1 protein-coding gene and 1 pseudogene are annotated in these 16637 nt (G+C 72.5%); both read right to left on the bottom strand.

Annotated elements, in window-relative coordinates; genetic code table 11:
- Positions 1-742: 742 nt before the first annotated feature.
- A pseudogene (locus tag H4N64_RS32415) lies at positions 743-946 on the bottom strand (MbtH family protein); the annotation flags it as partial.
- On the bottom strand, positions 943-16494 hold the full coding sequence (locus H4N64_RS45750) for a non-ribosomal peptide synthetase (protein WP_186286012.1): 15552 nt from the start codon (positions 16492-16494) through the stop codon (positions 943-945). The gene H4N64_RS45750 and the pseudogene H4N64_RS32415, both read right to left, overlap by 4 nt.
- Positions 16495-16637 lie beyond the last annotated feature (143 nt).

Here is a 16637-nt window from a genome sequence, read left to right as displayed (position 1 = left end):
GAGTTGCTGCCGACGTCGGGGCGTCGCACCGGCAGCAAGAGTGCCGTGCATTGCCTGAGGTCGCGCTCCGGGTCCCTGCGCGGAAACTCTGGCGCACAAGAGGCAGGACATGCGGGACGCTCTGACCAAGCTGCTGGTCCGGGGAGTCGCGGACCACGCTCCTGCCCCGAGGACCGCCGCCCTTTCCTGGTCGGCTGGGGGCTGTTGGCCGCCCTGCACCGACAGGCCGCCGCCGTAGTCACACTGCACAGCAAGGGACTTGCCCACGAGGCCGCGCCCAATCGGCGCCTGATGGTCGACTACGTTGCCCATCTCCAGTGGCTCGTCCGGGACGGGGACGACGCCGTGGACTCCATGAACAAGGCGTACCAGCACAAGCATGCTGGTCTGCGCAAGGCGGCGGACGCGGCCGGATACCAGTACGACGCGGAGGCCGCCGACGCCGTTCGGGACGCGGTCATACCGAGCAACCCGGCCAATCACTACGTCCAGATGAACGCGCTTACCAAACGGCTCGGCGGCGGGCTGCTCGAGTCCTGTCTCGGGGAGACACAGCTCTCGCATGCCACTCTCACGGCGGCCGGGTGCTTCTACCGGGAGTCGGACGACGCCCTTGAGCTGTTCCTCACGCCGACGTACGGCATCGAGGGTGACCCGATGGAGGCATCTAACAGAGGGCCGCCGCCGGAGAGTCGATCCACGTCTCTCCGACGGCGGCGAGGACCTGTCTGCCGGATGAGCCCTGCTGGGCGATCAGGCTCGCCGGGCGCAGGTCGGTCCAGTGGGACTCGACATAGGCGAGGCAGGCTTCGCGGGTGTCCTCACCGAAGACGGCACGCCACCCGGCCGGTACTTCGGCGAAGGAGGGCCACAGTGAGTGCTGGTTCTCGTCGTTGACCAGGACCAGGAAGCTGCCCTGCGGGTCCTCGAACGGGTTGGTGGTCATGCGTCGTCACTCCTTGTGGACATGGCGGTGAACAGCTCCGACAGCGGCTGTTCCGGGTCGGCTGCAACGGTCTGCAGCAGGTTCTGGAGTTCGTCGGCCAGGCGCCTGGCCTTCGCGGTGCCGAACAGGGCGGTCGAGTGGATGAGTTCGCAGTGCACCGGGCCCTCGCCCTGCGGCTCGTAGAAGCTGAGCGTCAGCTCGGCACGCACCGAGCCGGTCGGTACGGCGTGGAAGGAGCCCATGCCGCCCTCCAACTGCCCGAAGTCGGCCTGTTCATGGTGGATCACCATGACCTGGGGGCCCTGCGGCGGCAGGCCGGTGGCCCGGACGACCTCCTCGAACGGGACCTCCTGGCGATCCAGGGCACTCAACGTGGTCTCCCGCACACGGGACAGCAGCTCCGCGAACGTCGGGTCACCCGCCGTATCGGTGCGCAGTACCACCGTGTTGAGGAAGCAGCCCACCAGGTCGGCGAGTTGGTCGTCGGTGCGCCCGGCGACCATCGTGCCGATGGGCAGGTCGGTACCCACGCCGTGCGCGGTGAGCAGCGCCGCCAGGGCCGAGTGCAGCACCATGAACATGCTGGTGCCGGTCGTCCGGGCCAGGTCGTCCACGGCCGCGTGCAACTCCTCGTCCAGGACGAAGCCCACGTGGCCGCTACCCGGCGAGGACGGGCGTGTGCCGCCGTCCGCCGGGAGGGCCAGCTGGAACGGTACGTCCTTCAGCGTCTGCCGCCAGTACGCCAGTTGCTGGGCGCCCCGGCTCTCCGGGTTGCCGAGATCACCCAGCACCTCGCTCGCCCAGCGCGTGTAGTCCGCGTACGACACCGGCAGCGGCTCCCACTCGGGCGCCCGGCCCTGCGTACGGGCCGCGTACGCCGTGGTGAGGTCACGGAAAAGCGGCACCACGGACCATTCGTCCACGGCCAGGTGGTGCGTGGTCAGCAGCAGCGCATGTTCGCCGTCCTCAGCTGACAGCAGGTGGGCCCGCAGCGGTGCCTCCCGCTCCAGCTCCGGTCTCCCGGCGGCCAGTTCGGCCAGGCGGGCGTCCAGGTCCGCGCGCTCCTCCCGTCGCAGGATCGGTTGCTCCGCGGTCCGGCGGAACACCGCGCCCTCGCGCTCCTCAAAGGCGGTACGCAGGGGTTCGTGGCGCGTCACCACATCCGCCAGCGCCGCCGACAGCGCTTCCGCGTCCAGTCCGCCCGGCGAGCGCAGCACCAGCGCATGGTCGAAGCCCGGGTTACGGCGGTACGCCTCCCACTGCCTGCGCTGGACCGGGGCCACCGCCCGCGTTTCCGCACGGTGCTCGACCGGACGCAGGGCCGGACGGGCCTTGGCCGCGCCCTCCAGCTTGGCCTCGATACCGGCGATCGTCAGCGCGTCGAAGACGTCCCGGATGCTCAGTTCGACGTCGAACTCGGCGCGGATACGGCCCAGGAGCCGCATGGAGGCCATGGAGTGGCCGCCGAGTGCGAAGAAGTTGTCGTGCACGCCGACGCTGTCCAGCTTCAGGATCTCGCAGAACAGCTCGGCTAGACGGGCCTGTGTCTCGGTGGCCGGGCGGGCGTCCCCGGTCATCGCGGACCAGTCCGGTGCGGGCAGTGCCCTGCGGTCCAGCTTGCCGTTGGGCGTCAGCGGCAGCGGGCCGTCCAGCGGCACGATCAACGCCGGAACCATGTACTCGGGCAGCTGCCCGCTCACATGGGCGCGCAGCTCCAGCGGGTCGAGCTCCCCCGACTCGAGGACCGCGTAGCCGACCAGGCGGACGATGTCGCCGTCGCGGTCGGGTACCACGGTGGCCTGGGCCACCGACGGGTGCGAGGTCAGCGCCGCCTCGATCTCGCCCAGCTCGATCCGGAAGCCCCGCACCTTCACCTGGGTGTCGACCCGGCCGAGGAAGTCGAGGTTGCCGTCCGCCCGCCACCGGGCGCGGTCGCCGGTGCGGTACATGCGGCTGCCGGGCGGGCCGTACGGGTCCGCGACGAACCGCTCCGAGGTCAGGGCGGTCTTGCCGAGGTAGCCGCGGGCGAGGCCGCGGCCGGAGACGTAGAGCTCCCCCACCACCCCAGGCGGCACCGGCCGCAGGTGCTCGTCCAGGACGTAGGCACGGGTGTTGGGGTCCGGCCGGCCGATCGGCACCCGGCCGGCCGGGCGGCCGCCGTGCTCCCGGGAGGGCCACAGCGTGGAGTTGACCGTCGCCTCGGTCAGACCGTACGCGCAGATCAGGTGGGCGGTGCTGCCGAAGCGCTCGAACAGGTCCGGTGGCACCGTCTCGGTGCCGACCAGGACGGTGGACCCCTCGGGCAGCTCGCAGCCGGGCGGCAGGGCCGACACGAGGGACGGCGGCAGGATCATGTGGGTGATCCGCTGGTCCGCGAGGAAGTCCGTGAGCGCCGGTCCCGCGACGCGGGCCTCGTCGGTGATGAGGACGAGGCGTCCGCCGTGGCACAGGGCCATCGCCAGCTCGAAGACGAAGACGTCGAAGCCGATGGACGCGAACTGCAGCACCCGGCTGTCGCGTTGCAGGCCCATACGGTCGACAGCGGTGGCGACCAGGCTGGAGATGCCCTCGTGCGGGACGACGACGCCCTTGGGGCGGCCGGTCGAACCGGACGTGTAGATCACGTACGCGGCCTGGTCGAGGGCGACCGGGTCGCCCTCCACAGGGGATTCGGGCAGCCGGTCGAGTTCGGTGGCCGTCTGCGGGGCGTCCAGCAACACCACTGGTGCGCCTGCCACGCCTGGGATCTTCCCTGCCACCGGTTCGGTACCGACGACCAGCGCGGTGCCGGCGTCCTCGATCATGTAGGCGAGGCGGTCGGCCGGGTGGGCCAGGTCAAGCGGCAGGAACGCGGCGCCCAGCTTCAGCGCGGCCAGCACGGTGGCGACCATGTCGACCGACCGGGGCACGGCCACACCCACCACGCTCTCGGCGCCGACACCGCGTGCGGCGAGGAGCCGGGCGATGCGGTTGGAGCGGGCGTCCAACTGGGCGTAGCTGACCGAGCGGGACCGCTCCACCACGGCGACCGCGTCGGGCCGCTCGGCGAGCCGCTGGGCGAACAGGGCGGGCAGGGATGCCTCGTCCACCTCGCGTGCGGTGGCGTTGAAGCCCTCAAGGACCTGCCGCCGCTCGTCGTCCGAGAGGATCTCCGCCTGCGAGACGGGCCGTTCGGGTGCGGCCACCAGGGCGGCGACGAGCCTGCGCAGCCGGTCGCCGATCCGCTCGGCGGTCTCGTGGTCGAACAGCTCGGTCGCGAACTCCAGACGGCAGGCAAGGGAGCCCGCGCCGCCGTCGGCGGCCAGCTGCTCGGTGAAGCTGAACACCAGGTCGAACTTGGCGGAGCTGATCCGGAACGGCACGTACTCCACGCCCAGTCCGGGCAGTTCCAGGCCCTCGCCGGTGCGGGCGTGGTAGCCGACCATCACCTGGAACAGCGGGTTGCGGGAGAGGGACCGGGTCGGGTTGAGCTTCTCCACGACCGACTCGAACGGCACGTCCGCGTGGGAGAACGCGGCCAGGTCGGTCTCCCGGACCCGGGCCAGCAGGTCGCTGAAGCTCGGGTCGCCGCCGAGGTCCGTGCGCAGCACGAGCGTGTTGACGAAGAAGCCGACCAGATCGTCGAGCGCCTCGTCGCTCCGCCCGGCGATGGGCGCGCCCAGGGGGATGTCCGTCCCGGCGCCCATGCGGTGCAGCAGGGCGGCGACGGCCGCGTGCACGACCATGAACATGCTGGCGCCGGTCTCGCGGGCGAGCCGCTTCAGCCCCTCGTGGACGTCGGCGTCGAACTCGATGTCCAGCTCGGCGCCGGAGAACGCCGGACGTGCGGGCCGGGGGCGATCGGCGGGCAGCTCCAGCTCCTCGGGCGCGCCGTCCAGCGTCGTACGCCAGTACTCCAGCTGCCGGGCGGCCAGGCTGCCCGGGTCGGCGAGGTCGCCGAGCAGGCGTTGCTGCCACAGGGCGTAGTCGGCGTACTGGACGGGCAGCGGCTCCCAGTCGGGGGCCTCGCCGGGGTCGAGGCGCGCGGCATAGGCGGTGGCGAGGTCACGCAGGAAGGGTCGGTCCGACCACTCGTCGGTGGTGATGTGGTGCAGCAGCAGGACGACGACGTGGTCGTCGGGTGCCAGCTCCACGATTGTCGCGCGCAGGGGCAGTTCGGCGGCGAGGTCGAACGGCCGGTTGACGACCCGGTCCACGACGCCGGGCACCTCGTCCTCGGCGGCGCTGACGTGCTCCACCACCGGGTGCGCCTGCTCGGCGGGCAGGACGCGCTGGAACACCTGGCCGTCGCGCTCGGCGAAGACCGTGCGCAGCGCCTCGTGGCGGACCGTCACATCGGCCAGTGCCCTGCGCCACGCGTCCTTGTCGAGGGCACCGCGCAACCGCATCACCAGCGGGAAGTTGTACGCGGCCGAGGTGCACTCGATCTGCTGGATGACCCACAGCCGCTGCTGGGCGTGGGACAGCGGCAGCTCCTCGGGGCGCTCTGCTGCCGTCAGCGCGGGGCGGGCGGCGGTGTCCGAGCGGGCCGCACGCTCCACCAGCTCGGCGACGGTCGGCGCCTCGAACAGGTCCCGGATCGCCAGTTCGGCGTCAAGGGCGGTGCGGGCGCGGCTGACCAGGCGGGTGGCCAGCAGGGAGTGGCCGCCCAGGTCGAAGAAGTCGCTGTCGATGCCGACGCTGCCCTCGGGCAGCCCGAGCACCTCGGCGAAGAGTGCGCAGAGCGTCTCCTCCTGCGGTGTGCGCGGCGGGCGGCTGCTGCCCGCGCCGCCGAAGTCCGGGGCGGGCAGCGCCTTGACGTCCAGCTTGCCGTTGACGGTCAGCGGCAGCGTCGATACGGGGACCAGCGCGGCAGGGACCATGTAGTCGGGCAGTCCGGCCTTCAGGTGGTCGCGCAGGCGCTGGAGCAGATCCTCCCCCGCTTCCGTGCCGTCCTCCGGTACGAAGTACCCCACCAGGCGCTTGGTGTCCGCGGCCTCGTTCACGACCACCGCGGCATGGGCCACCTCCGGATGTGAGGACAGCGCCGTGGAGATCTCGCCCAGCTCGATCCGGTAGCCGCGGATCTTCACCTGGTCGTCGGTGCGGCCGAGGAAGTCCAGCAGGCCGTCCGGCCGCTGCCGTACGAGGTCGCCCGTGCGGTACATCCGCTCGCCCGGCTCGCCGAACGGGTCGGCGACGAACCGCTCGGCGGTCAGGCCGGGCCGGTCGTGGTAGCCACGGGCCACGCCGGTGCCGGCGATGTACAGCTCGCCGGGGCAGCCCGGCGGGACGGGGCGCAGCATCGCGTCGAGCACGTAGGCACGGGTGTTGCGGATGGGCAGGCCGACGGTCGGGGTGGCGCTGCCCGTCGTGGAGCCGCCGAGCGTGTTGATCGTGTACTCGGTCGGCCCGTACAGGTTGTAGCCGTAAGTGCCCTCAGTGTGGCGCAGCCTGCTCCACACCGCGTCCGACACGGCCTCCCCGCCGAGCAGCACCAGGGCGGGCCGGTGCTTCCCGGCTGTGTCGTCCTGGTCGAGCAGGCCCGCCTCGATGAGCAACTGGGCATAGGTCGGGGTCACGTTGACCACGTCGACGCGGTGCCGGTCGCAGTAGGCCACCAGGGCCTCGGCGTCGCGGCGCAGCTCCTCGTCGCAGACGTGCACCTCGTGGCCCTCGACGAGCCAGAGCAGCTCCTCCCAGGACATGTCGAAGGCGAAGGACACGGTGTGAGCGATGCGCAGCCGCCGCCCACCTGCCGAGGCGATGGCCGGGTCGAAGATCTCCTTCTGGTGGTTGAGCTGCATGTTCGTCAGACCCCGGTACGGGGTGACGACGCCCTTGGGGCGCCCGGTCGAGCCCGAGGTGTAAATGACGTACGCCGGGTACTCCAGGCGGTCCGTTACGTCGTGCGCGAAGGCCGGGCGCTCGGCGTCGGTGATCTCCTTGCCCGCAAGCGCGGCCAGTTCGGCGGCCACGGACTCGTCGTCCAGGAGGAGTTCGGGCGCGACGGGACCGTCCTTCGCGCGCAGGGTCGGAGCGACGGCCGTGGTGGACACCAGGCACAGCGGGCCGGTGTCCTCGACCATCAGCCGCAGCCGGTCGGCCGGGTGGTCCAGGTCCAGCGGCAGGTAGGCGGCGCCCGTGCGCAGGACGGCGAACAGCGCGGCCACCATGTCGATGGACCGGGGCAACGCGAGGGCGACCACCTTCTCCGGGCCCGCGCCCCGTGCCAGCAGCAGCCGGGCGATCCGGTTGATGTGCGCGTCCAACTCGGCGTACGTCAGCGCGCGTTCGCCGAAGACCAGGGCCACCGCGTCCGGCGTGCGGGCGACCTGGGCCGTGAGCATGTCGGCGATGGTCTCGTTGGGCACGGGCTCGCGGCTGCCGGCCCATTCGGCGGTCAGGGACTCCCGCTCGCCGGGCAGCAGCAGGTCCAGGGATCCGACGCGCGTGGTCAGGTCGCCGACGAGCCGCTCGACGAGGGCGCCGAAGCGGTCCAGCGTGGCCTCGGCCCGCTCGTCGTCGACCAGGTCGGGCCGGTACTCCAGCTTGGCCTGGACGGTCTCCGCCGGGTTGACGATCAGGGTCATCGGGTAGTGGGTCGCGTCCACGCTGCCCACGCCCGTGATGCCGTGCCGCTCGGTCAGCCGTTTGAAGGCGCCCTCGTCGGCGAAGTTCTGCAGGACGTACAGCGTGTCGAAGAGCGTCGGGTGACCGCCCCCGCGCTGGAGTTCGGCCAGGCCCAGGTACTCGTGGTCCATCAGGGGAACCCGCTCCGCCTGGATGCGGCGCAGCAGGTCGCCGACCGGCTCCGCAGGGTCGAGGGTGATCCGCTGGGGCACGGTGTTGAGGAACATGCCGATCGTGCTGTCCACCCCCGGCACCTCAGCCGGGCGGCCCGCGACGGTGGCGCCGAACACCACGTCGTCACGGCCGACCGCAGCGGACAGGACGAGCGCCCAAGCGGCGGACAGCACAGCGTTGAGGGTGAGCCCGTGTTCACGGGCCGACGAGCGCAGCCGGTCACTCAGCGCGCGGCCGAGGCTGAGGGTGCGGCGGCGGGGCATGGTCGGCTCGTCACCGCGCTCGCGGGCGACGAGCGTCGGCTCGTCCAGTCCGGCCAGGGCCCGCCGCCAGGTCTCGCGGGCCGCGTCGAAGTCCCGGCCTGCGAGCCAGCTCAGGTAGTCCCGGTAGCTGCCGGGAGCGGGCAGGGCGCTGTCGTCGCCGGCCGCCGCGTAGAGCTCCAGCAGCTCCTCGAGGAAGAGGGACTGGGACCAGCCGTCCCACGCGACGAGGTGGTGGCTGAGCATCAGCCGGTCGGTGGTGTCGGTGAGCCGGATCAGGGTGAGCCGGAACAGCGGGGGCGCGGCCAGGTCGAACCGCTGCCGCCGGTCGGTGTCGGATATCTCCGCCAGCCGTGCCTGCCGCTCGTCCTCGGCCAGGCCGGTGAGGTCCACCTCGGTGAGCGGCAGGGGCAGGTCGGCGGCCCGGGCCACGAACTGGACCGGCTCGGGCAGGCCGTCGCTGGTGATACCGGCGCACAGGCTCGGGTGGCGGCGCAGCAGGGCCGCGCAGGCCGCGCGCATCCGGTCGGCGTCCAGCCGATGGCCGAAGTCGAAGGTGTCCTGCGCGGTGTAGACGTCGAGGGCCGAGGTGTCGTAGCTGGCGTGGAAGTAGATGCCTTCCTGCAATGGCGACAGCGGCCAGATGTCGGCGACCGGCACCGGGCTGACCCGCTCGATACGGTCGATGTCGGCCTGGTTGAGGGTGACCAGCGGCACGTCCGACGGGGTGAGGGACGGCGCGGCACCGGGCGTCCCGGTACGAGCAACGAGCTCGCGCAGGGCGTCCGCCCAGGCACGGCCGAGGGCGTGCACGTCCTCGGCCGTGAGCACGTCGCCCTCCGGCCAGGTCCAGGTGGCCCGCAGCTCGGGGCCCTGCGGGGTGTCCGCGCAGACGGCGTTGACCTGGAGCGGGTACGGCAGGGCAAGGTCGGCGTCGGGCTCGAGGCGCAGCGCGTCCGACTCGACGGCCGGCGCCCAGTCGCTGCTCTGCTCGGCCGGGAGTCGGCCGAAGTAGTTGAACAGCACCTGAGCGGTGGACAGTTGGGCGAACACCGGGGCGAGCTGCGGGTTGAGGTAGCGCAGCATGCCGTACCCGGCGCCGGAGTCCGGGGCGGACCGCACGGACTCCTTGACCTGCTTGAGCGTGTCGAGCGGGTCGGCGGCGGCAGCGGCAGCGGGCAGGCGTACGGGGTGGAGGCCGGTGAACCAGCCGACGGTGCGCGACAGGTCGGCGTCGGTGCCGTCACGACCGTGCCGCTCCAGGTCGACCAGCAGGTCGCCGTCGGGGGCCGAACCGCCGTATGCGCGCCAGCGGGTGACAGCCAGCCGCAGCGCGGCGAGCAGGACCTCGGTGACGTCGGCGCCCGCCGCGGCGGGCACGGCGGTCAGCAGCGCCCGGGTCTCCTCGGCGGGCAGGGTGACGAGGTGTTCCCGTGCCGCGCCGGACGTACCGGTGCGGGTGGCTGTGGGCAGCAGCTCGGCGCCGGGGGCCAGGGTCTTGGCCCAGTACGGCAGTTCGGCCTGCCGCTGCGGTGAGGTGGCCTGCTCGGCGACCTTGCGGGCGAAGCCGCGCAGGGAGGTGGGCACCGGTTCCAGGGCGGGCCGCTCACCCCGTACGACGGCGTCCCAGGCGGCGGCCAGGTCGCCGAGGAGGATCCGCCAGGACACACCGTCGATCACCAGGTGGTGGACGACCAGCAGCAACCGTCCGGGACGGTCCGTACCGGCGTCGAACCACACCGCCTGCACCATCACACCGCCGTCGGGGTCCAGGCGGTTGGCGGCGGCGTCGGACTCGTCGCCGATGGCCGCCCGGACAGCGGCGTCGTCGAGGTCCCGTACGTCGACGCGGCGGAGCAGCGCGGAGGCGTCGACCGCGCCCGGGGCGGCGGTCCGGGCGGACCACAGGGCCGGTATGGACGGGCCGAGGTCCATGCGCGTGAGGGTGAGCCGCAGGCCGTCGTGGTGGTCGAGGACCGCCTGGAGGACCCGGGTCAGCTTCTCGGTGTCGGCGTCGGCGGGGGCCTGGAGCAGCATCGACAGGTTGAAGCGGTTGATCGTGCCGCCGTCCTCGCGGAGCTGGTGGACGATCGGCAGCAGCGGCACGTCACCGACGCCGTCGGAGGCGGCGGCCTCGGCCGGGGCGCTGTGCTCCGTGCCGGTGCCGGTGAGGGTGGCCGCCAGAGCGGCCGGGGTGCGGTGCTCGAAGACGTCCCGCGGGGTGACCGCCAGGCCCGCCTTGCGGGCGCGGCTGGAGACCGCCATCGACAGGATGCTGTCGCCGCCGAGGACGAAGAAGTCCTCGTCCGCCTCGACGGTGTCGATGCCGAGGACTTCGGCGAAGATGGCGCACAACTGCCGCTCGTGGCCCTCGCATACGGCAGCGGTACGACTCTGCCGCGTGCGCACCTCGGGTGCGGGCAGTGCCTTGTGGTCGACCTTGCCGCCGGGGGTGAGCGGCAGCGCGTCCAGTCGTACGAAGTGACTGGGCACCATTGGTGCGGGCAGCGCACCGCTCAGTGCGGCCCGTACGGCTTCGACGTCCAGGTCCGCGTCGGCGGCCGGGACCAGGTAGGCCACCAGCTGCTTGACTCCCCGTTTGTCGTCGCGGGCCACGACCGCGACCTCGCCGACGGCCGGCACCTCGCGCAGCCGGGCCTCGATTTCCCCGAGCTCCACCCGGTTACCCCTGATCTTGACCTGGTGGTCGGTGCGCCCCAGATAGGTGAGCACACCGTCTCCACCGAACTGAACGATGTCTCCGGTGCGGTACATCCGCTCCCCCGGACCGCCGAACGGATCGGCGACGAAACGCTCCGCGGTCAGCGCGGTGCGCCCGTGATAGCCGCGGGCCAGCTGTGCGCCCGCGATGTACAGCTCGCCCGGCTCGCCCTCCGCGACGGGGCGGAGGTGGCGGTCCAGGACGTACAGGCGGGTGTTCCACACGGATCGCCCGATGGGCACCGAGCCCCGGTCGTGGAGGCCGGAACCGGCCTCCCAGCTCGTGACCTGGATGACGGCCTCGGTGGGGCCGTACACGTTGAACAGCGGAACGCCGGTACGCTCCCGCCAGCGCCGGGCCAGCGGGACGGGCAGAGCCTCGCCGCCGCTGAAGGCGCGGCGCAGGGTGGTCCACCACGGTCCTGCCTCGTCCTCGGCGAGCAGGGCGCCGTACAGCGAGGGCACGAGATCGATGCTCGTCACCCGCTCGCGGCGGATGAGTTCGACGAGGTACGCGGGGTCCCGGTGCCCGTCCGGCCGGGCGATCACGACGGTGCCGCCGGTCAGCAGCGGGGTGAAGATCTCCAGGACGGACGGGTCGAAGCTGGTCGAGTACTGGTGCAGGACCCGCTCCCCCGGCCCGTAGCCGAACTGCGCAGCGGTCCAGACGAGTTGGCCGACGACTGCGCGGTGGGGCACGCTCACGCCCTTGGGGCGGCCCGTGGAGCCGGAGGTGTACATCAGGTACGCGGCACTGTCCGGGTGGACCGGCACGCCCACCGTCGCCTCCGGGGCGGCGGCCGTCCCCTCGCCGAGCACCACGTGCGCAACGCCCTCAAGCTCGGGGAGCCGGGTCCGGGCCGCGGCGGTGACGACGACGGTCCGCGCCCCGGAGTCGGCGAGCATGTAGCGCACCCGGTCGGCCGGGTAGTCGACGTCGACCGGCAGGTAGGCCGCGCCCGCCTTGAGGACGCCGAGCAGGGCGACGATCGTCTCGGCCGAACGGGGCACGGCGACGGCGACGACGGACTCGGGCGTCACACCCTGGCCGAGCAGCCGGTGCGCCAACGCCTCGGCCCGAGCGTCCAGTTCGGCGTACGTGGTGGTCCGCCCGTTCTCCTGGACCAGTGCGGTCGCGTCCGGCGTGCGGTAGGCCTGCCGGGCGAAAGCCGCGTGCACGGTGTCGTCGGGCAGGGCGTGGACGGCACCGGTCAGCCGGTCCAGGGTGGCGCGCACCTGGTCGGCCGGGAGGGTGGCGAGCCGGGCGACCGGGCGGCGCGGGTCGGTGACGAGCTGGTCGAGCAGGCCCTTGAGGCGATCGGCGAACCGGCGGGCCGCCTCCGTGTCGAGGCGAGCCGGGTCGTGGTCGAGGCGCAGCCGGAGCCGTTCGCCGGGCAGGACGGTGAGGGCGAGGGGGTAGTGGACGGAGTCGCGGATGTGCGAGCCGGTGATGCGGACCTGTCCGGTCGGGTCGGATGGCTCGCCCGCGTCGGGCAGGTTCTCCACGACGACCAGCGCTTCGAACAGGTCGCCATGCGCCAGGGCCCGCTGGATCTGAGCGAGTCCCATGTGCTGGTGGTCCAGCAGGTCCGCCTGCTCGTCCTGGAAGCGCGCGAGGACGTCCACGAGCGACTGCTCGGGACGCCACCGCAGCCGCGCGGGAAGCGTGTTGATGAGGAGACCGACCAGGGTCTGGACGCCCTCGACGGGGGCCTGGCGGCCCGAGACGGTGGTGCCGAAGACCACGTCGCGGGAGCCGACGACATCGCCGAGCAGCAGGCCGAAACCGCCCTGGACCACGCTGCTCAGCGTCAGCCCGAGCCGCCGGGCCCGGGCCGCGAGGTCAGCGGTCTCAGCAGTGGACAGCTCCACGGTGATCGTGCTCGTACGACGATCCTCCATGTCCGCCCCGATCACAGGCAGCCGGGTCGGGCCGTCGAAGCCGGCGAGCGCCGCGCGCCAAGTACCCAGTGCGCCCTCGGTGTCGCGGGCGGCAAGCCAGCCCGCGTAGGCCCGGTACGCCAGATCCTCCAACGGCCGCGACGCCCCTGCGTCGCCCGGCCAGTAGCCGTTCAGCAGCTCACGCATCAGGAGCAACACCGACCAGCCGTCCACCACGATGTGATGCAGTGTCAGCACGAGCTGGGAGCGCTCGGCGCCGTACCGGATCAGCGCGGCCCGCAGCAGGGGCGGCACGGCCAGGTCGAATCCGGCCGCCCACTCCTCCCGCCCGACCTCGGCGGCGGCAGCGGCCTGCCGCTCGGCGTCCACACCGGACAGGTCGGCGTAGCGCCAGGGCAGTTCGACCCGCTCGCCGATGAGCTGGACGATCCTGCCGTCCGGGAGCTGGTGGAAGGCGGCGCGCAGCAGCGGGTGGCGGTCGAGGAGGCGCTGTACGGCGGCCCGCAGGGCCTCGGGGTCGACGTCACCGGCGAGGTCGACGGTGTCCTGCACGGTGTAGCCGTCGGCGCCGCACTCGTCGACGGAGGCGTGGAAGTAGAAGCCCTCCTGGAGCGGCGTGGCCGGGACGGCGTCGACGAGGTCTGGGACAGCCGCGACGCACTCGGCACGCTCGGCCTCGCTGAGCGCGACGAGCGAGAAGGGAGCGGGCAGGTCCCCGCTCCGGCCCTTCGCAGCGCCCCCCGTGCCGCTTTCTCCGGCGAGCCGCGCCAGCGCCGCGACCGTACGGTGACGGAACACCTCGCGCGGGCTGATGGAGTACCCGGCCTCCCGGGCGCGGCCCACGAGCTGAATGGCGACGATGCTGTCACCGCCCAGCTCGAAGAAGCTGTCGTGGACACCGACCGACGGCAGACCCAGCACCTGGGCGAACAGCGCGGCGAGCGCGGTCTCGGCGGGGGTGGTGGGCTGGTCGTCGCCGGCCATCGCGGTCCATTGCGGCTCGGGCAGGGCACGGCGGTCGAGCTTGCCGTTCGGGGTGAGCGGCAGGGGGCCGTCGAGGCGGACGAGGGCGGACGGGACCATGTAGTCCGGCAGCGTGTCCGCGATCTGGGTGCGCGCCTGAGCCACCGCGGCGTCGGGGTCCGTACCGGCTTCGGCAACGAGGTAGGCGACGAGCCGCTTGACGTTCCGGTGGTCCTCGCGGACGAGGACGGCGGCCTGGGCGATACCGGGGCAGGCCATGAAGGCGCTCTCGATCTCGCCCGGCTCGATGCGGTGGCCGCGGATCTTGATCTGGCCGTCCGCCCGGCCGAGGAACTCGAGGTTGCCGTCCGTGGCCCAGCGCACCCGGTCGCCCGTGCGGTACATGCGCGCGCCCGGCTCGGAGCCGAACGGGTCGGCGACGAACCGCTCCGAGGTGAGCCCCGGTCGGCCCAGGTAGCCGCGGGCGAGGCCGCGCCCGGCGACGTAGAGCTCGCCCTCGGCTCCGACCGGGACCGGGCGGAGGGCCGAGTCGAGCACGTAGACGCGGGTGTTGGGGTCGGGGACCCCGATGGGCGCGGCGCCGGGCCGGTCGGGATCGGCGATCCACAGGGTGGAGTTGACGGTCGCCTCGGTGAGCCCGTAAGCGACGACGACCTGCAGCCGCCCCGACCAGCGGGCGATCAGCTCGCTGGGGACCGCCTCGGTACCGACGATCAGCACAGCCCCCTCGGGGAGTTCACAGTCCTGCGGCAGTGCCGAAACGAGCGACGGCGGCAGGATCATGTGGGTGGCGCGGTGCCGTGCGATGTAGTCGGTGAGGGCGGGGCCTGCGACCCGTCGGTCGGTCGGTACGACGATGATCCGGCCGCCGACACACAGCGACATGATCAGGTCCCAGACCGTCACGTCGAAGCCGACGGACGCGAACTGCACCACGCGGCTGTCGGCGGTGATGCCGATGCGGTCGGTGGCGGTGGCGATGAGGCTGTCGACACCGTCGTGCGAGACCACGACGCCCTTGGGGCGGCCAGTGGAGCCCGAGGTATAGATGACGTACGCGGCTTGGTCCAGGGCGATGGTCAGGCCCAGGTCGGAGGGGTCCAGGGTGGGCAACTCAACGGCCACGGAGGGCTCGTCGAGCAACAGCCGCTCGACACCGGGCGTCCCCGGCAGGTCGGCGGAAAGCTCCCGCGTGGTCACGACCATCCGCGCGCCGGCGTCGTCCAGCATGTACGCAATGCGGTCTTGCGGGTGGTCGGCGTCCAGAGGCAGATACGCCGCTCCGGCCTTCATTACGGCCAGCAGGCAGACCACGAGTTCCGGCGAACGGGGCAGCGCCACGGCGACGACGTCCTCGCCGCCCACGCCCCGGGCGGCCAGAAGTCGGGCGAGGCGGTTGGCGGCGGCGTTGAGCTCCGCGTACGTCAGCTCCCGGTCCTCGCACACGAGGGCGACGGCGTCCGGGGTGCGGCGCACCTGCTGCTCGAAGGCGGTCGGCCAGGACAGTTCGGGCACCTCGCGGGGCGCCACGCCGAACTCGCCGAGCAGCTGTGCGCGTTCCGCGTCGGAGACCAGCTCCAGGTGGGCGACCGGGCGGGAGAGGTCCCCGGCGAACGTATGGAGCAGCATGAGGAAGCGCCGCTCGTGCTCCGCCAGCGTCGACTCGTCGCACACATCGGCTTCCGCGTCGAAGTGGATGCGCAGGCCGTGGTTGGCGTCGAAGTCGTCGATCGTGATCGCCAGGTCGCTGACCGGGCCGAGCCACAGCGGGACGAGGTCGGCTTCGAGATCCCGGAAGCGCAGACCCCCGTCGCGCGGCAGGATGTTGACCGTGGGGCCGACGAGTTCCTGCACCCCGTCGACCAGTCCCAGCTCCCTGGCGAGGTCCTCGGCGCGGTAGCGGCTGTGCGTGACGGTCTCGGCGATGGCCGTGCGGGCAGCGGCCAGGAGTTGGGCTCCGGTCATGTCCGGGCGGACGGTGACGCGCAGGGGCAGGATGTTGGACACCATGCCGGGGATGTGCCGGGTCGCGGGGTCCTGCCGGGTGGTGACGGGCAGGCCGAGCACGAGGTCTTGTTCGCCGGTGGCGCGGTGCAGGTAGGCGGCCACGGCTGATACCAGGAGGCGGGAAAGCCGTACGTCCGCGTCGGCTGCGGCGGTGCGCAGCCGGGCGGCGACCGGAGCCGGGAGTTCTGTCGTGCGGCGGATGCGCCGCCGCATGGGTGCCGAGGCGCGCTCGACGAGCCGGACGGGCTCCGGGCGGTCGGTCATCCGCTCAAGCCAGTACGCGCGGTCCTGCGCGTACTGCTCGGAGGCGCGGTAGGCGGTGTCCGCGTCGACCAGCCGGGAGAGCGTCCAGTCCGAAGCGGGGGCTTTGTCGTCGTCCGGGGTTACGTCCTCGCCCGTGTAGAGGTCGCCTGCGCGGCGGGCGATCTCGGCGATACCGACACCGTCGACGACGATGTGGTGATACCGCTGATACCACCAGACGCGGTCGTCCGCGAGCCGGAGCAGCGCCTGGGCGAACAGCGGGCCCTCGGCGAGGTTGGCGGGGCGGTCGCGGGCGGCTTCCATCCACCGGTGCGCCGCGTCCTCCGGGTCGGGCTCTCCGCTGAGGTGGACGTGGGGGACGTCGACCGGGAAGCGCGTGGGGACCTGGTGGGGTACGCCCTTCTCGGCGACGATCCGGACGTGCAGGCTTTCGGCTTCCTCGGTGGCCTGCCGGACGGCGGCCGTCAGGCGATCGAGATCGATGTCACCGCGGAGCTTCAGGACGAACGAGACGTTGTAGGCCGAGCCGTCGGGCTCGATCTGCTGGGCAAGCCAGATGCCGGACTGCCCGCCGGTGACGGGTGTACCGGACGCGGCTGTCCGGTCCGACTCGGCGTCAAACATCGTTCGTGGCCCTTCCTGATGGTCCGTGGCAATACGTCAGTGGTGGGTCGTCGCGTGGCGAGCCGCGCCCGCCCGGTGCGGAAAGGCCACCGGGCGGGCGGGTCGGGCTGGAGCCTGGACAGGTGCCGGCGGGCGGCACCCCG

The sequence above is a fragment of the Streptomyces cupreus genome (assembly GCF_014257025.1).
Taxonomy (GTDB): domain Bacteria; phylum Actinomycetota; class Actinomycetes; order Streptomycetales; family Streptomycetaceae; genus Streptomyces; species Streptomyces cupreus.
This window is presented reverse-complemented; position numbering and strand designations above follow the sequence as displayed.